The organism is Acidisoma silvae (genome assembly GCF_020618775.1).
Taxonomy (GTDB): domain Bacteria; phylum Pseudomonadota; class Alphaproteobacteria; order Acetobacterales; family Acetobacteraceae; genus Acidisoma; species Acidisoma silvae.
In genome coordinates, this window is the sequence record NZ_JAESVB010000003.1 from 492428 (window position 1) to 516873 (window position 24446).

Consider the following 24446-nt stretch of genomic DNA (forward strand, 5'->3'; position numbering starts at 1 on the left):
ATCGCGTGATTGATCTTTATTACTGGACGACGCCGAACGGCCATAAGGTGACGCTGTTTCTGGAAGAGGCCGGGCTCGACTACCGCATCCTGCCCGTCAATATCGGCCGCGATGAGCAGTTTCAGCCGGATTTCCTGAAAATCGCGCCGAACAATCGTATCCCTGCGATTGTCGATCAGGCGCCGGCGGGCGGTGGCGCGCCGATTTCGGTGTTCGAATCCGGTGCGATCCTGCTCTACCTCGCCGAGAAAACCGGAAAATTCATTGCCAGCGATCTGCGGGAGCGGGTGGCGACGCTGGAATGGCTGTTTTGGCAGATGGGCGGTCTGGGGCCGATGGCCGGGCAGAACCACCATTTCAACCACGCCGCGCCCGAAAAAATTCCCTACGCCCAGAACCGTTATATCAAGGAGACGGGGCGGCTTTACGGTGTGCTGGACCGCCGGCTGGCCGACCGGGATTTCCTGGCCGGGGATTATTCAATCGCCGATATGGCCTGCTATCCCTGGATCGTCTCGCATGAGCGGCAAAGCCAGAATCTGGACGACTTTCCGCATGTGAAGCGTTGGCATGAGACCATCAAGGCGCGCCCCGCGACGGTGCGTGCCTATGCCCAGGTGCAGAAGGTCAACCCGCCTAAACCTTGATCGTTCATAGCGAGCCCATACGAAAAAGCCGGACCGTGCAGCAGCACGGTCCGGCTTTTTCAGTCTTGGCCAGAGGTGAAGGGCAGCGATGCCGCCCTTCGTCCCGGTCAGGTCATTACCACTGGATCTGGGTGCCGACGCCGAAGAGCTGGGACTGGATCTGGTTGTGTTCGGTGCCGGCATTGCCGGTTTCGAAGTTGTAGCCACCCTGCTGGCGAATACCATAGAGGTAGTCGGCAAACAGGTTCACGCCCGGCACCAGGGTGTAGGTGAGGCCGGCGGCCACACCGTCGTTCTGCTGCTGGCCGGTGGTGAGGCCGGCGGAGGTGATGGTCGCGCCCGAACCGGTATCGATGCCGCCCGGCAGGTCACCGGTCTGGTTGAAGCGGAAGAAGCTGCCGCCGAACACGACGGGGCCCATCGTATACTGCGCACCGGCCAGGAAGCCGGTGGCCTTGCTGCCGCCATCGGGTTCCAGCTGGAAGGTGAAGCCGTCGGCCATGTTGAAGGCACCGGTTACGGCATTGCCGCCGATGGTCAGGCCGCCATAGGTCACCGTCGCGCCGCCGGTGAAGATGCTCATGTTCTTGTAGCCGGTGACGCCTTCCGGATCGCCGGTATTCGCGACCTGGCCGGCCGTTGTATAGTCAAGGCCAACCTGCACGCCCAGCGGGCCGAACTTGCCGGTGTACTGGCCACCGATGTCGAGCATGTTACGCGGCATGCCGCCCGAAATCGGGGTCGCCGAGGAGGTGACGGCCGGGGCGTAGTTCGAGGCCGTCTGGTTCGGCGTGAAGCCGAGGGCCAGCTGGAAGCCGGAGATGGTGGGGGACAGGTAGACGATCTTGTCGGACGCCTGATCATAGGCCGAGCCGCTGTCCGGGAAGGGATAGACGGGGTTCGCGGCCGCCGGCACCATGCCTTCGATATCGCCGTTCCAGCCGCCGTCGTTGAAGCCTTCGAAGAAGCCGGTCTCAAAGAGAACGGACGGGCCGTTCTGCTGGCCGAAGCTGACCTGGCCAAGCTGCGGCAGGCCGAGATAGCCATAGGCCTGGAAGACATACAGCGTTTCGTCGCTGGCCGACTGGCCGCTGTTCATGCGGATTTCGGCGGCGGCACCGTAATGCAGGCCGTTCGCGGCAACGCCGTCGAAGCCCGGATACAGACGCATATAGCCGAGGAAGCTGTCGGTGGAGGTCTTCTGGCCGGTTGAGCTGTTGCTGTCGATCGATGACGATTCAATGCCAGCGTACCAGTTGACGCGTCCATTCAGACGAACCGAAACCTGGCCGGGGGAAAGGTTGGTGGCCGCGGTCTGCGCGTGAGCCGCATCAAGGCCCGCGTAGCCGATCATGCCGGTGAGCGTCGCCGCACAGCCTAACAGCAATTTCCGCATTTTTTTATCTCCCAATCAGCGTTGTTCGTTTCCCCCACTGAACGCCAGCGGCTCATCAAACGCTCAACGAAACTGAACATCGATTAGTCCTGGCGCGACTTAACTGCAACAGGAAGAACGTAGATATATCCAGGGATGTTGCTAAGTTGTCACACATTTCGATGTGTTGTTATGAATGATATGATTGTGACGATATGGATATCACGGGAATTTGCATTGCATTGCGCCATGTCTATTTATAATTGATAACACATCATAACATATGATGTTATTGATGCTTATTCAGAATAAATATACCAAGAAGATGTCCTCTGCCGGACCTGCTGCCGCGCCGGCGCCAAGCGCACATCGCAAACCATCCGGCGCTGCGACCTTGGCCGGATGGTTTGAGTGGCCCGGATATGAAGCCTAGCGTTAGTCAGCCTCGGCTTGAATCACCTTCAACCGTCTTGAGGCCCGCCGCCGGGGATGCCCGCTTTCGCGGGTATGACGCTGTTTCAATCAAAAGCTGACGAAGTCTAAAGCGCTGCCAGATAGGCAATGTCGTCCGTGCTCAGGGTAAAGCCCGGCTGGGGGCCGTCGGACGCGGGTTGGCCTCGGATCTCTTCATAGACAAGCCCGGCGTGCTGGCTAAGAAACCATAAGGTGGTTTCCGTGGCGGTGCTGGCGCCGAGTGCCACTACCCGCGTGCCGGGTGCGCAGAAGCCGATATTGGCCAGCGCTTCGCCGAACGCGCCGACCACCACGGTCGCACCTTTGAATAAAGCAATCTGCTCCGGCAGCGTCATGCCTCGTGTTTCGACGATGGCGAAGCCCTGCTCGCGCAAAGTGGCCTCAATCTCTTCCTGATTGCGTGGTGCGGCGGTCGGGTCCGTCTCGCTCACAAAAATTTTCAGCGGTGCCACGGCCGGGATGGGCTCAGCCAATTGACGCAGGGCCGCGAGGCAGAGCGGAGACTGATAAAGGCCCGGGTCGCTCAAGCCGTCGATCAGAATAAGCCGCTGGCATCGCGTCGGCTGATGATCCAGCACAGTGAGGTTCGTGGGGTGGAGCGCCGGTCCCTGGAGGGCCTCCCGCATCCGATCGGCCAGCGGCGATGGCTGGACGATGATCCGCCCCAGGGCCCGTCCCAGCATCTTCTGGGCCAGCCAGGCCTGCCCCAGCATCACGGCCAGCTGACCGGCCCCGGCGCCTGGGATGGCGGGCTGGGCGCGGCACAGCAGGCTCAGCTCCGCGATGTCCCGGCGGCCGCCCGTCTGGGCAGCGGTCGCTGCGGCTTCGCGTCCTTCCGCAACCGCCTCGGCCGTCACGTCAATGCCGGGAATGGCCACGTGATTAAGGTCACGGTCGAAGATCAGACCTGAAGGGAGGATCGTGGCGTCCGGGACTTCCCGCAGGGACAGCGTGCGGCCGGGGAATACCCCGCGCCCGTAGGATCGGTTCAGGCCGGACCAGATTTCGGCGGCAATCTGCGCGCCGTGGCGAATGCTGGGGGCGGCTGTGCCGAAAGCCGGGGACAATAGGCGCAAGCGCAGGAAGGGTTGCCCCGCAGTGCCGTGTTCCGGCCAGGGCAGGCTTTGCGTGAGATCGATATCGGTCAGGACGATGTAAGGCGCGGCCGGCCGCGGCGTGATGTGCAGGCGCACGGCCGCGAGAGAGGCGCCCGGCGGCGGCAATGCAATCTCCGTCGCCGGCAGGTCTATCTGTTGGCTACCGTCGGTGAAGCTCAGATCGTAGCGGCAGTCGAAAAAGGGGGCGGATTCGGCGGAGAGGCGAAAGCGGATGCTGTGCGCCGACAGGCCATAACCCTGGCTGCCGCAGGACTGTCCGGCGGCGGTCCAGGGCGTCTTGAGGCCACCCCTGTAAACAATCTGGTATTCCGGCGCTGGATTGAGCTGGGGCGGTCCCTTGCCGGCCGGCGCGAGCAGCACCGCCTCGATCGCATTTCCGCTGCCGGGCTCGCCCAACCAGACCCCGTCATGGCCGCGCACGTCGCCACGGGCGCTGATATGCGCGAGCATATTAGCTGGGCGCGGAGCGGGGCTTGCGTCGGCTTGTGCGGCCGCGATCGGGTCTGAAGGGGTCATGCGCTCCACACTCTATTCCTAACCTATCGTTCAATCGCCGCAGTACCGTGTCTTGCCAATACCCTAGCGTCCCGCCCCTGGGGGATGACGATGAAGGTGTCACGGCTGCGCCTCTTGGCGTTCTAGCCGTGGTGCGGTACGGATGCATATCACCTCCCCGGCCTGCGGGGGCAATTGCGTGCTTGAACTGTCGTAGCGCGCTTGACTCTGCGGACCCCGGCCCGTAGGTATCGCGCCCTCGGCCGGACCCCAGACTGAGTGTTTGGGTTCAAGCCACCATTCGTAATTGCCGCAGCTGCGGAGCCGTCGGAAACCTGGTTTCTGACTCAGACCGCGGCGAGGACATTGACCGCTCGCAAGGCTTTGCCCTTGTCCTGCGGCCTTTTGTGCGAACGGAGGTTGGCCCTGTGGGATGTGAAGATCGGAAACGAGGTCTATGCCGACGATCAACCAGTTGATTGCTAAGGGGCGCGAACCCAACAAGGCGCGCAATAAGGTACCGGCTCTGCAGGGATGCCCTCAGAAGCGCGGTGTCTGCACGCGCGTTTATACCACCACGCCGAAGAAGCCGAACTCGGCGCTTCGTAAGGTGGCGAAGGTGCGTCTTACCAACGGCTACGAAGTTGTGAGCTACATTCCTGGTGAAGGTCATAACCTTCAGGAACACAGCGTCGTGCTGATCCGCGGCGGCCGCGTTAAGGATCTTCCCGGTGTCCGCTACCACATCCTGCGTGGCGTGCTCGACACTCAGGGTATCGCCAAGCGTCGTCAGCGCCGTTCGCTGTATGGCGCGAAGCGTCCGAAGTAAGAGGGTCGGTTTATGTCTCGTCGTCACCGCGCGGTTAAGCGCGAAATTCTCCCGGACGCCAAGTTCGGCGACATCGTCATCACACGTTTCATGAACGTGCTGATGTACGACGGTAAGAAGTCCACTGCGGAAAGCATCGTCTACGGTGCTCTGGACACATTGAAGCGTCGCGGCGGCAACGGTGCCGACCCGGTGCGCATGTTCCATGAAGCCCTGGACAATGTGAAGCCCACCGTCGAGGTGCGCTCGCGTCGTGTTGGCGGTGCCACCTATCAGGTGCCCGTGGAAGTCCGCAGCGAGCGTCGCCAGGCTCTGGCGATCCGCTGGATCATCGACTCGGCCCGCAAGCGCGGCGAGCACACATTGGAAGACCGGCTCTCCAACGAACTGTTGGATGCGGTCAACAATCGCGGCGCCGCCGTGAAGAAGCGTGAAGATACCCATCGTATGGCCGAAGCCAACAAGGCTTTCAGCCACTATCGCTGGTAACATTAGTTCAGCCTGACACGTCGGTAGCAAGTCGGCTCACGGAGAGAAGACGATGGCTAAGGCCAAATTTGAGCGTAACAAACCTCACTGCAACATTGGCACCATTGGTCACGTTGACCATGGGAAGACCTCGCTAACCGCCGCCATCACGAAAGTGCTGGCAAAGGCTGGTGGCGCGACCTTCACGGCCTACGACCAGATCGACAAGGCTCCGGAAGAGCGCGCTCGCGGCATCACGATCTCCACGGCTCACGTGGAATATGAGACCGCCGCCCGCCACTACGCGCATGTCGACTGCCCGGGCCATGCTGACTACGTGAAGAACATGATCACGGGTGCCGCCCAGATGGACGGCGCTATCCTGGTTGTGTCCTCCGCTGACGGCCCGATGCCCCAGACCCGTGAGCACATCCTGCTCGCCCGTCAGGTCGGCGTGCCGGCGCTGGTGGTCTTCATGAACAAGGTCGACATGGTCGACGATGCCGAGCTGCTTGAGCTGGTTGAGATGGAAGTTCGTGAACTTCTCTCCTCCTACCAGTTCCCGGGCGACGACATCCCGATCACGAAGGGCTCCGCCCTGGCCGCTCTGGAAGACAAGACCCCGGAAATCGGCGAGCAGGCGATCCTGGCGCTGATGAAGACGGTTGACGACTACATTCCGCAGCCGGAGCGTCCGCGTAACCTTCCGTTCCTGATGCCGATCGAAGACGTGTTCTCGATCTCGGGTCGTGGCACGGTGGTGACCGGTCGTATCGAGCGCGGCATTCTGAAGGTTGGCGACGAAATCGAAATCGTCGGCATCAAGAAGACCGTCAAGACGATCTGCACGGGCGTTGAAATGTTCCGCAAGCTGCTCGATCAGGGCGAGGCTGGCGACAACATCGGCGCGCTGCTGCGTGGCACGAAGCGTGAAGACGTCGAGCGCGGCCAGGTTCTGGCAGCTCCCGGCTCCATCACGCCGCACACGAAGTTCAAGGCCGAAGCGTATATTCTGACGAAGGAAGAGGGTGGCCGTCACACGCCGTTCTTCACCAACTATCGTCCGCAGTTCTACTTCCGCACCACGGACGTCACCGGCGTCGTCTCCCTGCCGGAAGGCACGGAAATGGTTATGCCCGGCGACAACGTGTCGATGGAAGTCGAGCTTATCGCGCCGATCGCCATGGATGACGGTCTGCGTTTCGCGATCCGCGAAGGTGGCCGCACCGTCGGCGCCGGCGTGGTTGCGAGTGTGACCGCGTAATTACGCGCTAGGAAGATTTGGCCGCGAAACTGGAAGCCTGACGATGGACAATCAAAACATCCGCATTCGCCTGAAGGCGTATGATCACCGCGTGCTCGATGCGAGCACGAAGGAGATCGTGAACACGGCGAAGCGTACAGGTGCCCGGGTTCGCGGCCCGATCCCGTTGCCGACGCACATTGAACGGTTCACGGTGAACCGTTCCCCCCATGTTGATAAGAAGAGCCGCGAGCAGTTCGAAATCCGGACCCATCGCCGCCTTCTCGACATCGTGGAGCCGACACCGCAGACGGTGGACGCCCTGATGAAGCTCGACCTCGCGTCGGGTGTCGATGTCGAGATCAAGATCTGAGACTGGAAAGACCGCCTCTATGCGCACCGGAGTGATCGCCAAGAAGCTGGGCATGTCTCGGCTTTTCAAAGATGATGGGAGCCATGTTCCCGTCACTGTTCTGCACCTCGACCAGGTGCGGGTGGTGTCCACCCGTACGCAAGAGTTGGATGGTTATACCGCCGTCCAGCTGGGTTTCGGCCTGGCCAAGGTAAAGAACGTCAGCCAGCCGAATCGTGGCCATTTCGCCAAGACAAAGGTCGAGCCTGCGAAGAAGGTTTTCGAATTCCGCGTGGCCGAGGATGCTCTCCTCGAACCGGGTTCGGTGATCTCCGCGGCCCACTTCTCCGTCGGGCAGAAAGTGGACGCCGCTGGCATCTCTAAGGGTAAGGGCTTCGCCGGTGGCATGAAGCGCTGGAATTTCGCCGGCTTGGAAGCAAGCCATGGCGTGTCCGTCAGCCATCGTAGCCTTGGTTCGACGGGTAACCGTCAGGATCCCGGCAAGACCTTTAAGAATAAGAAGATGGCCGGTCATCTCGGTGGCGAGCGCATCACGACCCTCAATCTTGAGGTCGCGGGCATCGATGTCGAGCGCGGTCTGGTGATGGTTAAGGGCGCTATTCCGGGTGCCGTTGGCGGCTATGTGCTGCTGCGTGACGCGATTAAGCGTGCGCGGCCTGCCGACGCTGCCTATCCCGCCGCGCTGGTGGGCTGAGGATTGCGACATGCAGATCGATATTAAAACTCTTGATAACGGATCGGCTGGCTCGGTTGAGCTGGCTGACGAGATTTTCGGTGCCGCTCCGCGCACTGACATCATGGCGCGTGTGGTGCATTGGCAGCAGGCGCGTCGCCGCTCCGGCAACCACAAGGTGAAGGGCATGTCCGAGGTTTCGGGCACGACCAAGAAGCCGTTCCGCCAGAAGGGTACGGGTAACGCCCGTCAGGGTAGCCTGCGTTCGCCGCAGTATCGCACCGGTGGCGTTGTCCACGGTCCGGTTGTGCGCGACCATGGGTATGACCTGCCGAAGAAGGTGCGTCGCCTGGGTCTCATCTCGGCCCTGTCGCAGAAGCAGGCTGAAGGCAAGCTGATCGTCATCGACAGCGCCGCCGGCGTCGAGAAGACCAAGGATCTCGCTGCGAAGCTGAAGATCCTGGGCTGGACCTCAGCGCTGTTCGTCGATGCGGATGTGGACGCGGGTTTCCTGCGCGCCAGCCGCAGCCTGATCGGTGTCGACGTGCTGCCGACGGTCGGTGCGAATGTCCTCGACATTCTGCGCCATGATCTGCTGGTCGTGACTTCGGCCGGTTTGGAAGGTCTGACGGCGCGCCTGGCTGACAAGGCCGTCGTCGCGGCGGAGATCGCAGCATGAGCACCCCCGGTTTTGCCGCGCGCAAGCGCGCTGAGAAAATGTCGCGTGAGGCCATCTACGAGGTCATCCGCACTCCGGTGATCACCGAAAAAGCGACCGCCCAGAGCGAGCGCAACCAGGTGACCTTTCGTGTCGCTTTGGATGCCACGAAGCCGGAGATCAAGACCGCGGTGGAAAGCCTGTTCGGCGTGAAGGTTCTGGGTGTGAACACCCTGGTCACGAAGGGCAAGACGAAGCGGTTCCGTGGCCGTCCTGGCCAGCGTGCGGATGTCAAGAAGGCGATCGTTCAGTTGGCCGACGGCCAGTCGATCGACTTCACGACGAGCCTCACCTGAGGCTTTGGGGATAGATCATGGCGCTTAAGCAATTTAATCCCGTTACCCCGAGCCTCCGCGGCACCGTTATGGTGTCGCGTGAAGGCCTGTGGAAGGGAAAGCCGGTTAAGGGACTGACGGTCGGCAAAAGCTCGTCCGGCGGTCGCAACAATCATGGCCACACCACGGTGCGGTTCCGTGGCGGCGGACATAAGCAGAGCTATCGTATCGTTGACTTCAAGCGTCGTAAGTTTGATGTCCCCGGCACGGTCGAGCGTCTGGAATATGATCCGAATCGTACGGCCTTCATCGCGCTGATCAAGTATCAGGACGGCGAGCTTGCCTACATCATCGCGCCGCAGCGTCTTGCTGTCGGTGACCAGGTCGTGTCCGGCGTTCGCGCCGACATCAAGCCGGGCAATGCGATGACGCTGGCGGCCATTCCGGTCGGCACGATCATCCACAATATCGAGATGAAGCCGGGTGCGGGCGCCAAGGTTGCGCGCTCCGCGGGGACTTTCGCTCAGCTCGTCGGCAAGGATGCCGGCTATGCCCAGGTCAAGTTGATGTCTGGTGAGCTGCGTGTTGTCCGCGCCGAGTGCATGGCCACCATCGGTGCCGTGTCCAACCCGGACAACTCGAACATTCACATCGGTAAGGCGGGTCGGTCCCGCTGGCTCGGACGTCGCCCGCATAACCGCGGCGTCGTCATGAACCCGGTCGATCACCCGCATGGCGGTGGTGAAGGCCGGACCTCCGGTGGTCGCCATCCGGTGACGCCGTGGGGCAAGCCGACCAAGGGTTACAAGACGCGCGTTAACAAGCGGACGGACAAGTTGATCATCCGCCGGCGCAACAAGAGCAAGGGCTGAGTCCATGTCACGCTCCGTTTGGAAAGGCCCGTTTGTAGACGGGTACCTCCTGAACAAGGCCGAGGCGGCACGCGCTTCGGGCCGCAACGAAATTATCAAGATCTGGTCTCGCCGGTCGACGATTCTGCCCCAGTTCATTGGGCTGACCTTCGGCGTCTACAACGGGCATAAGTTCCTGCCCGTCCAGGTCAACGAGAACATGGTCGGGCACAAGTTCGGTGAATTCTCGCCGACGCGTACCTTCACGGGCCATTCGGCCGACAAGAAGGCAAAGCGGGGCTGATCGATGAGCAAGCCGAAACATCCCCGGTCTCTTGGAGAGACCGAAGCGCAGGCGCTGGTAAGCAATATCCGCGTCAGCCCGCGTAAGCTGAACCTTGTTGCGGCTCTGATCCGCAACAAGCCGGCCGCCGTCGCCGTCGCCCAGCTGACCTTCAGCAAGCGTCGCATTGCGAACGATGTTCGCAAGGCGCTGCAGAGCGCGATCGCCAATGCCGAGAATAATCACCAGCTCGACGTCGATCGTCTGGTGGTGACGAAGGCAGAGGTTGGCCGTTCCATCGTGATGCGCCGGTTCCATGCGCGTGGCCGTGGCCGCGCCGCCCGCGTCGAGAAGTGGTTCAGCCACCTGAAGATCGTCGTTGCCGAGCGTGCGCAGGAAGCTGCACCCGCTGAGCAGGAGGCCGTGTAACATGGGTCACAAAGTCAATCCGATCGGTCTTCGCCTCGGTATCAATCGTACCTGGGAAAGCCGTTGGTATGCTGGCAAGGACTACGCCAAGCTGCTGCATGACGACTTGAAGCTGCGTTCGCATCTTCGCAAGAAGCTCTCCGGCGCCGGCGTGTCCCGCGTTGTGATCGAGCGTCCGGCGAAGAAGCCGCGCGTGACCATCTATGCCGCTCGCCCGGGTGTGGTGATCGGCAAGAAGGGTCAGGATATCGAGGTTCTGCGCAAGGACCTGACGAACATGGCGAAGGCCGAAGTCTCCCTGAACATCATGGAGATCCGTAAGCCTGAGATCGACGCGACGCTGGTTGCCGAGAATATCGCGCAGCAGCTGGAGCGGCGTGTGGCTTTCCGCCGCGCCATGAAGCGTGCCGTTCAGTCCGCCATGCGTCTTGGCGCCCAGGGCATCCGCATCAACTGCGGTGGCCGTCTTGGCGGCGCCGAAATCGCGCGGATGGAATGGTACCGTGAAGGCCGCGTGCCGCTGCATACGCTGCGCGCTGACATTGATTACGGTGTTGCTACGGCGAAGACGACTTATGGGACCTGCGGTGTGAAGGTCTGGATCTTCAAAGGTGAGATCCTGACCCAAGATCCGATGGCACAGGACCGCAAGGCCGCCGAACAGGCGCCGCAGCGGTAAGGATTGGACACGGACAATGCTTTCTCCCAAGCGCACTAAATACCGCAAGGCGCATAAGGGCCGCATCCACGGCCTCGCCAAAGGTAACACGCAGCTGACTTTCGGTGCTTTTGGCCTCAAGGCCATGGAGCCCGAGCGCATCACCGCGCGTCAGATCGAATCCGCTCGCCGGGCGATCACGCGCTACATGAAGCGCGCCGGCCGCGTGTGGATCCGCATTTTTCCGGATGTTCCGGTTTCGCAGAAGCCCGCCGAAGTCCGCATGGGCTCCGGTAAAGGCAATCCCGAGTTCTGGGTGGCTCGGGTCAAGCCTGGTCGCATCATGTTCGAAATCGACGGCGTCTCCACCGAGATCGCGCAGGAAGCGCTGACGCTCGGTGCGGCGAAGCTGCCGATCAAGACCAAATTCGTCACCCGTATCGGGGAGGCGTAATTATGGCAAACAAATCTGCGACCGACATTCGCGCGAAGACCGCGGATGAGCTGGAAGCACAACTGGTAGACCTGCGTCGTGAGCAGTTCAACCTTCGGTTCCAGCGTGCTACGGGCCAGTCCGAGAGTGTCGGGCGCGTGCGTGTTGTGCGACGTGAGATCGCTCGTGTGAAAACCATTATTGCGGAGCGCTCACGCGCTTCCGCCAAAGCCTGAGGAGATAAGGGCGATGTCTAAGCGCGTCCTGTCAGGGCGGGTGGTGAGCGATAAAATGGACAAGACCGTTACGGTTTTGGTCGAACGTCGCGTCATGCATCCGCTCTACAAGAAGTTCATTCGCCGTTCGAAGCGTTACGCTGCGCACGACGAACTTAACACATGCAAGCCGGGCGACATGGTGCGGATCGAGGAATGCCCTCCGATCAGCAAGCGCAAAGCCTGGCTGGTGATCGAGCGCAATGGTGTGAACCTGTCCGCTCCGGTCGAAATCACTGAAGCGCCTGCCGCTTCGGCTCAGGCCTAAGAGGGGATAGAGTAAGTGATTCATCCCGAAACCAATCTCGATGTCGCCGATAATTCCGGCGCGCGTCGCGTTCAGTGCATCAAGGTCATCGGTGGCTCGAAGCGTAAGACCGCTTCCGTCGGCGACGTGATCGTGGTTGCCGTCAAGGACGCGATTCCTCGGGGTAAGGTCAAAAAAGGCGACGTTCACCAGGCGGTGATCGTTCGTACGTCTTATCCGGTGCGCCGCGCCGATGGCAGCGCCATCCGCTTCGACCGCAATGCGGCTGTTCTGATCAACAAGCAGAACGAGCCGATCGGCACGCGTATCTTCGGGCCCGTCGTGCGCGAGCTGCGCGCCCGCAAGTTCATGAAGATCATCAGCCTCGCGCCGGAGGTGATCTGATCATGGCCGCGCGTATTCGTAAGGGCGACCGCGTCCTCGTCATCTCCGGCTCCGATAAGGGCAAGCGCGGTGAAGTGACGCAGGTCCTGCCGAAGCTGAACCGGGCTGTCGTCGAAGGTGTCGCCATTACGGTGAAGCACCAGAAGGCGGACCGTATGGGCGAGCAGGGTGGTCTGGTGCGTCGTGAACGTGCGATCGACCTGTCTAATTTGAAGCTGATCGATCCGCAGAGCGATCAGCCGACCCGGGTGGGGTTCCGGATTCTGGAAGACGGCCGCAAGGTTCGTGTTGCCAAGAAGACCGGCGCTCTCATCGAAAGCTGAGGAGGCTAGAGGGTGAGCGAGATTAAGGCCGTGCCGCGTATGCAGGCACGCTACAACGATGTTATCCGTGCGAAGCTGCAGGAGGAGTTCAACTACCAGAACACCATGCAGCTGCCGCGTCTGGAAAAGATCGTGCTGAATATGGGCGTGGGTGAAGCGGCTGCCGACCAGAAGAAGCTGGAAGCCGCCTATGCCGAAATGACGCTGATCAGCGGCCAGAAGCCGGTGAAGACCGTGGCCAAAAAGGCCATCGCGGGCTTCAAGATCCGTAAGGGTCTGCCGATCGGCTGCAAGGTGACGCTGCGTTCCGCGCGCATGTATGAGTTCCTCGATCGCCTGGTCACGATCGCGCTGCCGCGCGTTCGCGATTTCCGCGGTATCACCGGCAAGGGTTTCGACGGTCGTGGCAATTTTGCCATGGGCGTGAAGGAGCAGATCATTTTCCCGGAAATCGTCTATGACAAGATAGACGCGGTTAGGGGCATGGACATCGTCTTCGTGACGACTGCGACGACCGATGCGGAAGCGAAGGCCCTTTTGAAGGCCTTTGAACTTCCGTTCGCGAACTGAGCTTAACAAGTCGAGATTTGGAAAACCACGGCCACCGCAAGGCGGTCGGCCGATAGGTTCCGGAGGGTAAAACAGGATGGCCAAAACTTCCCAGGTCAACCGCAATGCCAAGCGTATGCGGATGGCCGCTCGCGATAAGGCCAAGCGTGAGGCGCTGAAATCGGTTGTTTCCGATCGCAGCATCCCCGTGGAAGACCGGTTCGAAGCGTCCGTGAAGCTTGCGCAGCTGCCGCGCAATGGCTCTGCCACGCGCGTTCGCCTGCGTTGCGAACTGACCGGTCGCGCCCGCGCCAACTATCGCAAGTTCCGCCTGTGCCGTATCGCACTGCGAGACCTCGCCAGCGCCGGGCAGATCCCCGGTATGGTTAAGGCCAGCTGGTAAGGAAAGGGATCAACTATGTCGATGTCAGATCCCTTGGGGGATATGCTCACGCGCATCCGTAATGCGCAGCGAGCCAACCACACCGTTTGCGTTGCGCCGAGCTCGCGTCTCCGCGCCAATGTTCTCGACGTGCTGAAGCGTGAAGGCTACATCCGCGGCTTCTCGACCGAAGAGCTGCGTCCGGGTGTCGCCCAGCTTCGTATCGAGCTGAAGTATAACGAAGGCCAGCCGGTCATTAAGGAGATCACTCGTGTCTCCCGCCCGGGTCGTCGCGTTTATTCGAAGATCAAGGAGCTGCCGCGGGTCTATAGCGGTCTCGGCGTCTCCATTCTCTCCACGCCCCGTGGCGTGATGAGCGATCAAGAGGCCCGCGCTGCCAATGTTGGCGGCGAAGTCCTCTGCCGGGTCTTCTAAGGGGGGCTGGGGAATGTCGCGCGTAGGTAAATATCCGGTCACCATCCCCTCTGGGGTTGATGTGGCTATCGCCAACAACATCCTGACGGCGAAGGGCAAGCTCGGCACGCTGACGCTGCCGCTCACCGATCTGGTCGAAACCACGGTCGAGGACGGTCGCGTGACCGTCACGCCGAAGACGAAGGCCGCACCGGCTCGCATGATGTGGGGCACGACCCGTGCTCTCGTCGCGACCATGGTGAAGGGCGTGTCCGAGGGCTTCTCGAAGACCATGGAAGTGAACGGCACCGGTTATCGTGCCGCCGTCCAGGGCGCTAACCTGGTGATCAACCTCGGCTATTCGCATGACGTGGTCTATCCGATCCCCCAGGGGATCAAGATCACCTGCGAGAAGCCGACAAGCATCAAGGTCGAAGGCGTCGACAAGCGGTTGGTCGGTCAGGTTGCTGCTGAAATTCGTTCGAAGCGTCCGCCGGAGCCCTATAAGGGCAAGGGCGTGAAATACGTCGACGAAACCATCCGCCGTAAAGAAGGTAAGAAGAAGTAATGAGCGCGAACCAGGATCTCCGGGTGCGTCGCCGGGAGCGTCTCCGCTTCCAGCTGCGCCAGAAGTCCGGTGGCCGGGTCCGGCTGTCGGTGTTTCGTTCCAGCAAGCATATCTATGCGCAGGTGATCGACGATGTGGCGGGCCGTACGCTCGCCGCGGCGTCCTCCCTCGATCAGGATCTCCGCAAGGATCTCAAGACCGGGGCCGATACCGACGCTGCGACGGCTGTTGGCAAGCTGGTAGCCGAACGCGCTCTTGCCGCTGGCGTAAAGGAAGTTGTGTTCGACCGTGGGTCTTATCTCTACCACGGTCGCGTCAAAGCTCTGGCCGATGCCGCCCGTGAGGGCGGTCTGGCCTTCTAAGGGGAACGAAGCAATGGCACGGGAACCGAGAGAGGGTGGTGGCCGCGGCGGACGTGAGCGTGAGCGCGAACGCGAGCATAGCGATGAGTTCATCGACAAGCTGGTGACGATCAACCGCGTAGCCAAAGTGGTGAAGGGCGGCCGTCGTTTCGCCTTCGCCGCTCTGGTTGTGGTTGGTGATCAGAAGGGCCGCGTCGGCTTCGGCGCCGGCAAGGCGCGAGAAGTGCCTGAGGCAATCCGCAAGGCGACGGAACGGGCGAAGCGTAGCCTGATCCGCGTGCCGATGAAGGAAGGCCGCACGCTGCATCACGATGCGCTGGGTCACTACGGTGCCGGTGCGGTTATCCTGCGCTCCGCTCCGGCGGGCACGGGCATCATCGCCGGCGGTCCGATGCGTGCGGTTCTGGAAACCCTCGGCATTGGCGACGTCGTCGCCAAGTCCATGGGCAGCCGCAACCCGCATAACATGATCAAGGCAACCTTCGACGCCTTGCAGAATTGCGCTAGCCCGCGCTCCGTCGCCGCCCGTCGTGGCAAGAAGGTGTCGGATATCCTGGGCAAGCGCGAAGTCGCCCATGAGGGCGCTGTGGAGGTTGCCGATGCCGTCTGATCGCACGGTCGTTGTGAAGCAGCTCGTCTCTGGCAATGGGCAGAAGCCCGGCCAGCAGGCGACTTTGATCGGTCTCGGCCTTAACAAGATCGGCCGCGTGCGCGAGCTGGAGGATACTCCCTCGGTGCGCGGTATGATCCGCAAGGTCGCCCATCTTGTGAAGGTTGAAGAAAAGGTCTGACCCCGGTCAGACCTTAAGGATTGAACCATGAAGCTCAATGAACTGCGCGATAATCCCGGCGCGCGTCCGAAGTCGAAGCGGCTTGGCCGTGGCATCGGCTCCGGCAAGGGTAAGACCTCCGGCAAGGGCGTTAAGGGTCAGAAGGCGCGTGAGGGCGTGTCCCTCAACGGGTTCGAGGGCGGTCAGCTCCCGATCTATCGTCGTCTGCCGAAGCGTGGCTTTAAGAATATCTCCCGCAAGGTCTATGCGCCGCTGAACCTCGACCTGCTCGAGCATGCGGTCAGCGTCGGCGTGCTGGACGGTAGCCAGACGATTACCGAAGCCAATCTGTTCGAAGCCGGCGTCGTCAGCCGCGCCAAGGTCTCGGGCGTTCGCCTGCTGGCCCGTGGCGCCGTGACCCGCGCGCTCACCGTCTCCGTTTCCGGCGCTTCCGCTTCCGCGGTTGCGGCGATCGAAGCGGCTGGCGGCAAGGTCGAGATCATCGGCGAGGTTGCCGCTTCCGAGTAATCGGATGCGCGGCTGCTTGATTTTGGGAAGGGCGTCGAACCTGGTTCGGCGCCCTTTCTCATATGTGATGCCCTTCATCATCGGCGGCCTGTCCGATCTGCGGTAAAAAGCTGTTCCGCCACCCGGAAGAGCGCCAGGACCATGACCCAGACAATTTCAGCGTTTGTTGCCGTCTTCCAGCCGGGCCAGGTGGCTGTCATTACCGGCGCCGCCGGCGGCATCGGCCGGGCGACGGCCGCATTCTGCGCCGCGCGGGGCATGAAGCTGGTTCTGGCGGATTTTAACGAGACCGCGCTGCTGGCCACGGCCGACGCGATTGCCGCGCAGCATGGCGCCCAGATCCTCGCCTTGCCTACCGATGTCGGCAGGCGCGACGCCGTAGAGCAGTTGCGCGACACCGCCTATGACCGCTTCGGTCAGGTCGACTTCCTGATGAACAATGCCGGGCGCAGCGGCGATGGCGCGCTGTTCGGCGATCCTGCCGTGTGGGAGGCGATCCTGGACGTCAATCTGTGGGGCGTCATCCATGGCGTGCAGGCTTTCGCGCCCCGCATGATGGCGGACGGAAAGCCCGCGATCATCGTCAATACCGGCTCCAAGCAGGGCATCACCCAGCCCCCGGGCAATACCGCCTATAACCTCTCCAAAGCTGGCGTTAAGGCGGTGACGGAGGCCCTGGCGCATGAGCTGCGCAGCCAGCCGGGTTGCCAGGTGCAGGCGCATCTTCTGGTGCCGGGCTTTACCTTCACCGGCATGACGCGGGTGCCGACGGATGCCAAGCCCGCCGGCGCCTGGACGCCGGACGAGGTCGTTGCCTTCATGGCGGAGCGGATGGCGGCCGGGGATTTTTACATCATCTGCCCTGATAACGACGTGACGCGCGACCTGGACAATGCCCGCATGCTGTGGACAGCGATGGATGTGACCGAGAACCGGCCGCCGCTGTCCCGCTGGCACCCCGGCTATGCCGAGGCGTTCAAGGCCTTCCTTGCCGAGCGTGGCTTGTGATCAGCCTGCCTCTGCTCGAAACTATCCTGCTACTTCCTTAAAGGCCGAACCGATGACCGACACACCGCCCGACCGTCTTTCCGTTAATCCCAAAAGCCCGTTTTTCGACGAGGCCGCTTTGCAGCGGGGCGTCGGCATTCGCTTCAAGGGGGTCGAGAAGACCAATGTCGAGGAATATTGTGTGAGCGAGGGCTGGGTGCGGCTGTCGGTCGGCAAATCGGTCGATCGCTTCGGCAATCCGCTGACGATGAAAATGAATGGCCCGGTGGAGCCTTATTTCCGCGACGACGCCGCCGAAGGTTGAGTTCGACGTTTTGGCCGCTGCCCTCTGTGCGGCGGCCAAAACGGTTCATTGAGAATATTGAGGCGTAGCGCAGAGAAAATGCGCCGCCGATGATCGCCGAATGACTAAAATCATCGCCCTGCGATGCCGACAGGTAAATTCAAGGCGTGATTCAGGTTTGTTGATTGAGCAAACACGAATTTGTCATCTTTCAGTATTTTCTGAAATTACCGACGCTTTTGGAAAATTGCTGCCTGGTGGGATTGCAATTGCTGTTGCAGCGCACAAAAATGCCTTGCTCTGCCACGATCCTGCCTTAAATTGGTTGCATGGCAGCCGAGACAGTATTGGAGCGCCCCAGCGGCGCCGCCCTCACCGAAACGCGAAACATCGAGATTTCACCAGTAGCAAAGCGAACGCTGCAGCTTACGGCGATCGTCGCCGCGATCTGCGGCGGGCTTTATGGTTATGATACCGGAATTATTTCCGGTGCTTTGCTGCTGATCTCGCGCGATTTCCATCTCAATAGTACGCAGCAGGAGCTGGTGACTTCTGCAATTCTGCTTGGCGCGGTGATAGGCGCGCTTGGCACCGGCTATCTTTCCGAAAAGCTGGGCCGCCGCCCGTCTCTCGCCATCGTCGCGGGCGTTTTCGTGCTGGGCGCGCTGGCCTGCGCCTTCGCGCCGAACGTCATAGCATTGACAGTTGCGCGTGTTTTCCTGGGCCTTGCGGTTGGCGGGTCAACCCAGGTCGTGCCGATGTATATTTCCGAGCTGGCACCGCAGGATAAGCGCGGCGGCATGGTGACGACCTTCAATATCGCCATCGGCATCGGCATTCTTGCAGCCAATATCATCGGTTTCGTCGGCCGTGTGGATTGGGGTTGGCGTGTCATGGTGGGTTTGGCAGCCGCTCCGGCGCTCTTTGTCTTTTGTGCCAGTTTCTTCCTGCCGCGCAGCCCGCGCTGGACGGCGGAAAACGAAGGCATTCACAGCGCCATGCGGGAACTGGCCCGCGTCCGCACCTCGGAACGTGCCGTGCGGCGCGAGGCGCGGCACATTCATGAGACGACGCAGAAGATCAAGCCGCATAACCGTGGCTGGCGCGGCCTTGGCCAGCCCTGGGTGCGTCCCGCCCTCATCGCCGCCCTCGGCGTTGCCTTCTTCACCCAATGCGGCGGGTTGGAGATGATGATCTACTACGCGCCGACCTTCCTGCATGACGCGGGGTTTGGTGCCAGTTCCGCGCTGATGGCCAGCCTGGGCGTCGCCATCACCTATTGCGTCGTGACCGCGACCGCGTCCTTCAATGTCGACAAGGTCGGCCGTCGCCGTCTGATGCTGTGGTTCGAGCCGTTATCGGCGCTCAGCCTCGTCGGCCTCGGCATCAGCTTCATGATGCATCCGGGAGCCGGGTCCATCGGCTCCTATATGGTGGTTTTCTTCCTGATCGCCTTCATGATCTTCAATTCCGGCGGCATTCAGATCTGTGGCTGGCTTCTGGGGTCTGAGATGTTTCCGCTATCCATGCGCGGACAGGCGACCGCTGCCCATGCAGCGACCCTGTGGGGCGCCGATCTGCTCGTCACCGGCACGGCTTTGTCGCTGGTGCAGTGGATCTCGCTCGGCGGCACGATGTGGCTTTATGCCGGGGTGAACATCGTGGCGGCGATCTTCGTCATGATCTTCGTGCCGGAAACCTCGGGCGCGTCGCTTGAGGATATCGAGACAGCGCTGCGCGACGGCACTTTCACACCCAGCCGCGACGGCACGGGTATCGCCGCCGCAGCCGAGTAATCGCTCACGGTATTGGCCGGCGTCCGGCCAATACCGCGTCATAGACCGCCATCGTCGCCCCTTTCAGGGTGGCGATGGTGTAATGGCTGAGGACAGACGCGCGCGCCCGCTCTCCCATGGCCTGCCGATCTTCGGCAGAGGCATCGAAGGTCGCGGACAAGGCCTCCGTCAGCGCCCGGACATCGCCGGGCGGCACCAGAATCCCCGTCTCGCCATGCGTCACCGTCTCCGCCGCACCGCCATGGTCGGCGGCGATGACGACGCGCTCCATCGCCTGCGCTTCGATCACCGCGCGGCCGAAAGCCTCAGGCTCGGTCGAGGCCGAGACCACAACGTCGGCCAGCATCAGAGCGGCCGGCATATCCGCGCAATGGCCGACAAATTTGATCTGCCCGGTGACGCCCAGCCGTTTCGCCTGATCGAGCAGGCTGCGGACGATGGAATGCCGGCCCTGATCGGATCCGACGAAGACCACGACGACCTCCGGCCGCTTCAGCCGCGCCAGCGCTTCGATCAGCTGGTCCTGCCCTTTCCAGCGGGAAATGCGCGCCGGCAGCAGGATGACCTTCGCATCCTCGGGCAATTCCCAGGCTGTCGCGAGCCGCGCCACGCGCAGCCCAAGCTGCCCGCGCGGATCGAAAACCTGCGGGTCGACGCCGCGCGGGATAAGGCGAATGCGGTCCGGCGGAACGCCGTGCTGCTGCTGGATCAGATCGGCGATGAAACCGCTGGCGGCGATCACCAGGGCACCCCGCACCATGACGCTGTTGTAGAAGCGCTTGGCCTTCGAGGTGTCTGAATAGGCGCCGTGATAGGTGGTGATGAAGGGCACGCCCGTCATTTTGCTGGCCCGCAGAACCGACCAGGCCGGCGCGCGGGACCGCGCGTGGATCAGATCGACGCGCTGATCGCGGATCAGCTGGGCCAGCGCCGTGGCATTGCGCCAGATCTTGAACGGGTTCTTGGTTTTCAGCGGCAGCGTGACATGCGTGCCGCCCGCGCGCTCGATGGCGGCCACAAGCCGGCCGCCCGCGCTGGCGACCAGAGGCTTATGGCCCCGCGCTGCCAAAGCTTCGACGATTTCCACCGTGCCCCGCTCGACGCCACCGCTGTCGAGAGAGGGCAGGACTTGAAGAATGGTGGGCAAGGCTTGGGGTTACAGCGGTGCGCAGGCGGTTTGCAGCCAGGAAGCGGAAGCACCCGCCAGATGCGGGCCGACCTTGGCCAGAACCTGGGCGTGATAGGCGTTGAGCCAGGTGCGTTCGGCATCCGTCAGCAGCGGTGTCGCGATCAAGGCGCGATCGAAGGGGGCCCAGGTAATGGTCTCGAACTCCAGAAAAGGCTTCACGCCATCCGGCCTGGCCGCGGCAGGCTGAGCGATGAGCAGATTTTCCAGGCGAATACCGTAAGACCCCGGCAGATAGTATCCGGGCTCGTTGGACAGCAGCATCCCCGCTTTGATGGGGATGGGTCGGGAATTGCGGGAAATGGCGACAGGCCCTTCATGCACGGACAGGAAGGCGCCGACGCCATGGCCGGTGCCGTGGTCGAAATCGAGCCCGACCTGCCACAGCGCATGGCGCGCGAAACCGTCGACATGCGCCCCGGTCAGGCCTTCCGGGAAGCGCAAGGTGGCGATGCCGATATGGCCTTGCAGCACGCGGGTGAAGCGCTCGCGCAGCAGATCCGGCGCGGCATCTGGCCCGGTCCAGATCGTGCGGGTCACATCCGTGGTGCCGTCGAGGAACTGGGCGCCGGAATCGATCAGATAGACCTCGTTCGGCTGGATGGCGCGGTCGCTTTCGGGCGAGACACGGTAATGCATGATGGCGGCATGTTCGCCCGCGCCGGAAATGGCTGGGAAGCTCTCTTCCTTGAATTCGGTTAGTTCAGCGCGGAAGGCGACCAGCGCTTCGGCGGCGGACATTTCCGTCTGCTGTCCAGCCGGAGCTTCCACCGACAGCCAATGCAGAAAACGACAAAGGGCTGCGGCATCCCTTGCCTGCGCGTCCCGGGCGCCCTGCTGCTCGACGGCGTTTTTGCAGGCCTTGGGCAAAGCGCAAGGGTCGGCGCCGGCCGTCACGGTGGCACCCGCCGCACGCAAGCGCTGCGCGAACCAGACGGGCGAGGCACCGGCATCGACACGGACGGTCTTGCCGGCCAGGCCATCCAGCCCGGCCGCGAGCGCCGTGCGCGGTTCGACGGTGACGTGATTGCCGAAGGTCTTCCGCACTTCCGCGCCGAGCTTCTCGGGCGTCATGAAGAGCGTCGCGGTCGCATCCGCGCGAATGATGAGAAAGCCCAGCGCGATGGGCGCGAAAGGCACATCGGCGCCCCGGATATTGAGCAGCCAGTTGATGGAGGGCGGATCGGTAATGATCGCCGCATCCTCGCCAGCCGCCTTCAAGATATCGGCGATCTCGCCGCGCTTGTCGGCGGCGGACTTGCCGGCCAATGCCTCGGGATAGGCCATGACGGCGCCGACCGGCTCAGCCGGGCGATCCGTCCAGATCGCATCGACAGGATTTTGCGCCAGCGGCACGAAGGTGACGGCGGGGACTGCCTTGGCGATGCGATCCAGCGCGTCTTCCGCGATCAGCAGCGGGTCATAGCCGATGCGGGCACCGGCAGGCGCCACGTCCTTCAGCCAATCGGCCGGCGGCTCGTCCGTGACATGGCGGTAGGTCCAATGCGCGCCGTCCACTTCGCCCCGCACCTGGGTCACGTAGCGTCCGTCGATGAAGATCGCGGCCTTGTCTTTCAGGGCAATGGCAAGGCCGGCGCTGCCTGTGAACCCTGTCAGCCAGGCCAGACGCTCGGCGCAGGCCGGCACATATTCGCCCAGATGCTCGTCGGAACGTGGGATCAGCACGCCGTCTATGCCGGCCGCAGCAAAATTGGCTCTCAAAGAAGAAAGACGGTCAAAAAATGACGGCATGGCGGAGTTTCCGTGAAAGATATGTGTCAGTCTCATAACTCTGCTGTGATCATGCTTCTATCGCATGTCAGCTCGAGTTTCTTGCCGCATCAGGAAGAACGGCAAGCTTGCTATATCGCCGTTCAACGAATGGCCCCCCAGAAACCCTGAAGGCCTTCTCAACAAGGACATACTCCGATGAACGCCTTCATCAACACCTCTTCCGCCGCCGCTCCCGTTGCCCGCCCGGTTAGCCTCTCGGGTTCCGTCGTTCGCGTCGGCCGTTGGCTGCGCAATGTGAGCCGCCGCAACGCCGTCATCAACGAACTCGATCGCCTCAGCGACCGCGAACTCGCCGATATCGGCCTGAACCGCAGCGAAATCCGCAGCGTCTTCTCGATGGCGAACCGCGACGCCCGCTAATGGCGGCGCCGGTTCGGGCTTGAGAGGGCGGATCCGCAAGGATCTGCCCTTTTTGTTTGTAAGCGGCGCGGATTAGTCCGCAGGCAGGCAAGCGCCCGCATGGGCGGCGATATCGCCCGCGCGGCAGAGATAGATATCGTCCCGCGCCGCCGTGATATGGGCCAGCGCCCGGCGTAGCTGCCGCAGCCGGAAGGGCTGGCCGACGATATAGGGATGCAGCGCGATGCCCATCACCAAAGGCTGCGCTACGGCCTGATCCCGCATTTCATCGAACTGGTCGATGATCATATCGGCGAAGGTCGCGGCCTCGATTTTCCGCGCGACGATGGCCGGAATGTCGTTCAGTTCCTGCGGGTAAGGCACGGATAGCAGTTTTCCGCCGCCCCGCGTCTGCATCCAGCCCGGCTGGTCGTCATGGCACCAGTTCAGTGTATAGCCGTAACCGGCTTCGGCCAGCAGATCGGGCGTGACAGTGCTTTCCGCGATCCAGGGGCTGAGCCAGCCCGCGGGCGGCTTGCCCTCATGATGCCGGATTGCGACCGTTGTCTCGGCAATCAAACGCTTTTCCTCAGCCTCGCCTAAAACGCTTTGGCGTTCGGCATTGCTGCGGCCATGCCCTGCGATCTCATCGCCGCGCGCGCGGAACGGTGCGACGATTTCCGGGCAATAGTCATAGATGCTGCTGTTGAGCAGAACGGTGCTGGGCAGGGACAGCGCATCGAAAAGATCCAGCAGCCGCCACACGCCGACCCGATTGCCGTAGTCGCGCCAGGCATAGTTCAGCACATCGGGTTGCGGGCCACCGGGGGCAAGTTCCGCGCCCAGGCCTTCGCCGAAGGCGAAATGCTCCAGATTGAGGCCGATATAGACGGCAAGCCGGGTGCCGTTCGGCCAGTCGTAGTCAGGGCGCCGCGTGATCGGCGCGTAGTCGTAGCGGTTGTGGCTGGGCAGCCGCATCAGGGCTTGCGCAACAGCAGCGCGGTCCACTGACCTTCGGGGAAGCGCTTTTCCAGCACCATGCCCTGACGTCTGTGGGCGGCCAGAACCATGCGTTCCTGGGTCGCGAGCAGGCCGGCCAAAATGGCATAGCCACCGGGCTTCAGATGCTGCGACAGGCTATAGGCCATGGAGCAGAGCGGGCGGGCCAGGATATTGGCGAAGACCAGGTCATAGGGCGCGCCGGCGCTGGTCGCGCGGGACTTCCAGCCATCCGCCAGCGCCGGGCGGATGAATTGCGCGACGCCGTTCAGTTCCGCGTTCTGCCGTGTCACCCGCACCGACCAGGGGTCGATGTCGGTCGCGATGACAGGGCGATGCAGCAGCTTGGCCGCAGCCATGGCCAGAATGCCCGAACCGGTGCCGAGATCCAGAATCTGCCGGGGTTTCAGATGGGCGATATGTTCCAGCGCCCGCAGGCAGCCGCGCGTGGAGCCATGCTCGCCGCTACCGAAGGCGAGGCCGGCATCGACCGTCATGGTCAGGCGGCCGTAGACGGGCGTCGCCGTTTCATGCGTGCCGCGCACGGCAAAGCGATGACCGATCAACTGTTCCGGGAACTGCTCCAGATTGCGGGCGAGCCAGCCGTCGGCCTCCGTGGGCTGACGCTCCAGCGGAATATCATAGCCCGACAGGGCGGCCGCCAGCAGCAGGTTGTTTGCCAGCTCATCGTCCCGCTCGCCGATCGGCTTCACGGCTTCCAGACGCCAGGGGCCCTCATCCTCATCGCGGAAAAATCCGACGGTCGGGCAGATGCTGAGCAGCGCCTGCTCGTAGAAGGGCAGGGCTTCCTCAGGCACCAGCAGGGAGACGGTTTCGAGCGGGGTTGCGCGGCGGGCCATCGAAGGGTCTTTCTCA

General features: G+C 62.3%; 36 protein-coding genes. 30 read left to right on the forward strand and 6 right to left on the reverse strand.

Translation table 11 applies throughout. From position 1 onward, the window contains the following. Positions 1-5: 5 nt before the first annotated feature. A complete protein-coding gene (locus ASILVAE211_RS10340; protein ID WP_227321214.1) occupies positions 6-647 on the forward strand; it encodes a glutathione binding-like protein in 642 nt (213 codons plus the stop codon). Positions 648-762: 115 nt separating this feature from the next. Here ASILVAE211_RS10340 and ASILVAE211_RS10345 read toward each other — a convergent pair whose 3' ends face one another. Together ASILVAE211_RS10345 and ASILVAE211_RS10350 are read right to left on the reverse strand one after the other, a co-directional pair. Continuing rightward, the gene (locus ASILVAE211_RS10345) at positions 763-2043 is read right to left on the reverse strand and encodes a porin (RefSeq protein ID WP_227321215.1); all 1281 of its coding nucleotides are present in this window, start codon (positions 2041-2043) and stop codon (positions 763-765) included. 518 nt (positions 2044-2561) lie between these two features. Then, positions 2562-4130 carry a glycosyltransferase family 61 protein gene (locus tag ASILVAE211_RS10350; RefSeq protein ID WP_227321216.1) on the reverse strand — a complete coding sequence of 523 codons (1569 nt, stop codon included), beginning with the start codon at positions 4128-4130 and terminating at the stop codon, positions 2562-2564. A gap of 436 nt (positions 4131-4566) precedes the next feature. Between ASILVAE211_RS10350 and rpsL the strand changes: the two genes are divergently transcribed. The 28 genes from rpsL (at position 4567) to ASILVAE211_RS10490 (ending at position 19252) form a co-directional block, all read left to right on the forward strand. After that, complete coding sequence (gene rpsL, locus ASILVAE211_RS10355; RefSeq protein WP_011631258.1) at positions 4567-4938, forward strand: 30S ribosomal protein S12; 372 nt, start codon at positions 4567-4569, stop codon at positions 4936-4938. Between the two features lie 12 nt (positions 4939-4950). Then, positions 4951-5427, forward strand: a complete 477-nt coding sequence (gene rpsG / locus ASILVAE211_RS10360; protein WP_227321217.1) for a 30S ribosomal protein S7 — start codon at positions 4951-4953, stop codon at positions 5425-5427. Positions 5428-5479: 52 nt separating this feature from the next. Then, a complete protein-coding gene (gene tuf / locus ASILVAE211_RS10365) occupies positions 5480-6670 on the forward strand; it encodes an elongation factor Tu (protein WP_227321218.1) in 1191 nt (396 codons plus the stop codon). Positions 6671-6713: 43 nt separating this feature from the next. Next, positions 6714-7022, forward strand: a complete 309-nt coding sequence (rpsJ, locus tag ASILVAE211_RS10370) for a 30S ribosomal protein S10 (RefSeq protein WP_227307423.1) — start codon at positions 6714-6716, stop codon at positions 7020-7022. 19 nt (positions 7023-7041) lie between these two features. Continuing rightward, positions 7042-7716 carry a 50S ribosomal protein L3 gene (gene rplC / locus ASILVAE211_RS10375; RefSeq protein WP_227307422.1) on the forward strand — a complete coding sequence of 225 codons (675 nt, stop codon included), beginning with the start codon at positions 7042-7044 and terminating at the stop codon, positions 7714-7716. 10 nt (positions 7717-7726) lie between these two features. Continuing rightward, the gene (gene rplD, locus ASILVAE211_RS10380) at positions 7727-8374 is read left to right on the forward strand and encodes a 50S ribosomal protein L4 (protein WP_227321219.1); all 648 of its coding nucleotides are present in this window, start codon (positions 7727-7729) and stop codon (positions 8372-8374) included. Positions 8375-8412: 38 nt separating this feature from the next. Continuing rightward, complete coding sequence (locus ASILVAE211_RS10385; protein ID WP_227321292.1) at positions 8413-8709, forward strand: 50S ribosomal protein L23; 297 nt, start codon at positions 8413-8415, stop codon at positions 8707-8709. A gap of 17 nt (positions 8710-8726) precedes the next feature. Then, a complete protein-coding gene (gene rplB / locus ASILVAE211_RS10390) occupies positions 8727-9560 on the forward strand; it encodes a 50S ribosomal protein L2 (RefSeq protein ID WP_227321220.1) in 834 nt (277 codons plus the stop codon). Positions 9561-9564: 4 nt separating this feature from the next. Beyond that, complete coding sequence (rpsS, locus tag ASILVAE211_RS10395) at positions 9565-9843, forward strand: 30S ribosomal protein S19 (RefSeq protein ID WP_227307419.1); 279 nt, start codon at positions 9565-9567, stop codon at positions 9841-9843. 3 nt (positions 9844-9846) lie between these two features. Continuing rightward, positions 9847-10251, forward strand: a complete 405-nt coding sequence (rplV, locus tag ASILVAE211_RS10400; RefSeq protein ID WP_227321221.1) for a 50S ribosomal protein L22 — start codon at positions 9847-9849, stop codon at positions 10249-10251. A gap of 1 nt (position 10252) precedes the next feature. Then, positions 10253-10930, forward strand: coding sequence for a 30S ribosomal protein S3 (gene rpsC / locus ASILVAE211_RS10405; RefSeq protein ID WP_227321222.1), 678 nt, complete (start codon positions 10253-10255; stop codon positions 10928-10930). Positions 10931-10946: 16 nt separating this feature from the next. Then, positions 10947-11363, forward strand: a complete 417-nt coding sequence (gene rplP / locus ASILVAE211_RS10410; protein ID WP_227321223.1) for a 50S ribosomal protein L16 — start codon at positions 10947-10949, stop codon at positions 11361-11363. 2 nt (positions 11364-11365) lie between these two features. Further along, positions 11366-11578, forward strand: coding sequence for a 50S ribosomal protein L29 (gene rpmC, locus ASILVAE211_RS10415; RefSeq protein ID WP_227321224.1), 213 nt, complete (start codon positions 11366-11368; stop codon positions 11576-11578). 13 nt (positions 11579-11591) lie between these two features. Next, complete coding sequence (gene rpsQ / locus ASILVAE211_RS10420; RefSeq protein WP_227321225.1) at positions 11592-11885, forward strand: 30S ribosomal protein S17; 294 nt, start codon at positions 11592-11594, stop codon at positions 11883-11885. Positions 11886-11900: 15 nt separating this feature from the next. Beyond that, a complete protein-coding gene (gene rplN, locus ASILVAE211_RS10425; protein WP_227307413.1) occupies positions 11901-12269 on the forward strand; it encodes a 50S ribosomal protein L14 in 369 nt (122 codons plus the stop codon). 2 nt (positions 12270-12271) lie between these two features. Next, entirely contained in the window at positions 12272-12592 is a 321-nt protein-coding gene (gene rplX / locus ASILVAE211_RS10430; protein ID WP_227321226.1) for a 50S ribosomal protein L24, read from the forward strand. Positions 12593-12631: 39 nt separating this feature from the next. After that, the gene (gene rplE / locus ASILVAE211_RS10435; protein ID WP_227321293.1) at positions 12632-13162 is read left to right on the forward strand and encodes a 50S ribosomal protein L5; all 531 of its coding nucleotides are present in this window, start codon (positions 12632-12634) and stop codon (positions 13160-13162) included. A 76-nt stretch (positions 13163-13238) separates the two neighbouring features. Further along, positions 13239-13544 (forward strand): 30S ribosomal protein S14, encoded by a 306-nt coding sequence (rpsN, locus tag ASILVAE211_RS10440; protein ID WP_227321227.1) that lies wholly within the window; start codon positions 13239-13241, stop codon positions 13542-13544. 15 nt (positions 13545-13559) lie between these two features. After that, positions 13560-13958, forward strand: coding sequence for a 30S ribosomal protein S8 (gene rpsH / locus ASILVAE211_RS10445; RefSeq protein ID WP_227307410.1), 399 nt, complete (start codon positions 13560-13562; stop codon positions 13956-13958). Between the two features lie 13 nt (positions 13959-13971). Beyond that, positions 13972-14505: a 50S ribosomal protein L6 gene (rplF, locus tag ASILVAE211_RS10450; protein WP_227321228.1), complete on the forward strand. Its 534-nt coding sequence runs from the start codon at positions 13972-13974 to the stop codon at positions 14503-14505. Further along, positions 14505-14867 carry a 50S ribosomal protein L18 gene (gene rplR / locus ASILVAE211_RS10455; RefSeq protein WP_227307408.1) on the forward strand — a complete coding sequence of 121 codons (363 nt, stop codon included), beginning with the start codon at positions 14505-14507 and terminating at the stop codon, positions 14865-14867. The genes rplF and rplR overlap by 1 nt, the downstream gene beginning before the upstream one ends. Before the next feature lie 13 nt (positions 14868-14880). Further along, a complete protein-coding gene (rpsE, locus tag ASILVAE211_RS10460) occupies positions 14881-15477 on the forward strand; it encodes a 30S ribosomal protein S5 (RefSeq protein WP_227321229.1) in 597 nt (198 codons plus the stop codon). After that, the gene (rpmD, locus tag ASILVAE211_RS10465) at positions 15467-15658 is read left to right on the forward strand and encodes a 50S ribosomal protein L30 (protein WP_227321230.1); all 192 of its coding nucleotides are present in this window, start codon (positions 15467-15469) and stop codon (positions 15656-15658) included. The genes rpsE and rpmD overlap by 11 nt, the downstream gene beginning before the upstream one ends. A 27-nt stretch (positions 15659-15685) precedes the next feature. Then, positions 15686-16165, forward strand: a complete 480-nt coding sequence (rplO, locus tag ASILVAE211_RS10470) for a 50S ribosomal protein L15 (protein ID WP_227321231.1) — start codon at positions 15686-15688, stop codon at positions 16163-16165. A 141-nt stretch (positions 16166-16306) separates the two neighbouring features. Further along, positions 16307-17173, forward strand: a complete 867-nt coding sequence (locus ASILVAE211_RS10475; protein WP_227321232.1) for an SDR family NAD(P)-dependent oxidoreductase — start codon at positions 16307-16309, stop codon at positions 17171-17173. A 52-nt stretch (positions 17174-17225) separates the two neighbouring features. Next, complete coding sequence (locus ASILVAE211_RS10480; protein WP_227321233.1) at positions 17226-17477, forward strand: DUF3297 family protein; 252 nt, start codon at positions 17226-17228, stop codon at positions 17475-17477. Positions 17478-17577: 100 nt separating this feature from the next. Then, entirely contained in the window at positions 17578-17928 is a 351-nt protein-coding gene (locus ASILVAE211_RS10485; RefSeq protein ID WP_227321295.1) for a hypothetical protein, read from the forward strand. Beyond that, positions 17852-19252 carry a sugar porter family MFS transporter gene (locus tag ASILVAE211_RS10490; protein WP_456304491.1) on the forward strand — a complete coding sequence of 467 codons (1401 nt, stop codon included), beginning with the start codon at positions 17852-17854 and terminating at the stop codon, positions 19250-19252. Before ASILVAE211_RS10485 ends, ASILVAE211_RS10490 begins: the two co-directional genes overlap by 77 nt. Positions 19253-19256: 4 nt before the next feature. Here ASILVAE211_RS10490 and ASILVAE211_RS10495 read toward each other — a convergent pair whose 3' ends face one another. Both ASILVAE211_RS10495 and ASILVAE211_RS10500 read right to left on the reverse strand, forming a co-directional pair. Further along, the gene (locus ASILVAE211_RS10495) at positions 19257-20399 is read right to left on the reverse strand and encodes a glycosyltransferase family 4 protein (protein WP_227321234.1); all 1143 of its coding nucleotides are present in this window, start codon (positions 20397-20399) and stop codon (positions 19257-19259) included. 9 nt (positions 20400-20408) lie between these two features. Then, the gene (locus ASILVAE211_RS10500; RefSeq protein ID WP_227321235.1) at positions 20409-22190 is read right to left on the reverse strand and encodes an aminopeptidase P family protein; all 1782 of its coding nucleotides are present in this window, start codon (positions 22188-22190) and stop codon (positions 20409-20411) included. Positions 22191-22367: 177 nt separating this feature from the next. Here ASILVAE211_RS10500 and ASILVAE211_RS10505 point away from each other — a divergent pair, with 177 nt between their 5' ends. Next, positions 22368-22592 (forward strand): DUF1127 domain-containing protein, encoded by a 225-nt coding sequence (locus ASILVAE211_RS10505; RefSeq protein WP_227321236.1) that lies wholly within the window; start codon positions 22368-22370, stop codon positions 22590-22592. Positions 22593-22664: 72 nt separating this feature from the next. Here ASILVAE211_RS10505 and ASILVAE211_RS10510 read toward each other — a convergent pair whose 3' ends face one another. After that, positions 22665-23579 (reverse strand): polysaccharide deacetylase family protein, encoded by a 915-nt coding sequence (locus ASILVAE211_RS10510; RefSeq protein ID WP_227321237.1) that lies wholly within the window; start codon positions 23577-23579, stop codon positions 22665-22667. Beyond that, entirely contained in the window at positions 23549-24430 is an 882-nt protein-coding gene (locus ASILVAE211_RS10515) for a 50S ribosomal protein L11 methyltransferase (protein ID WP_227321238.1), read from the reverse strand. The genes ASILVAE211_RS10510 and ASILVAE211_RS10515 overlap by 31 nt, the downstream gene beginning before the upstream one ends. Between the last annotated feature and the right edge of the window lie 16 nt (positions 24431-24446).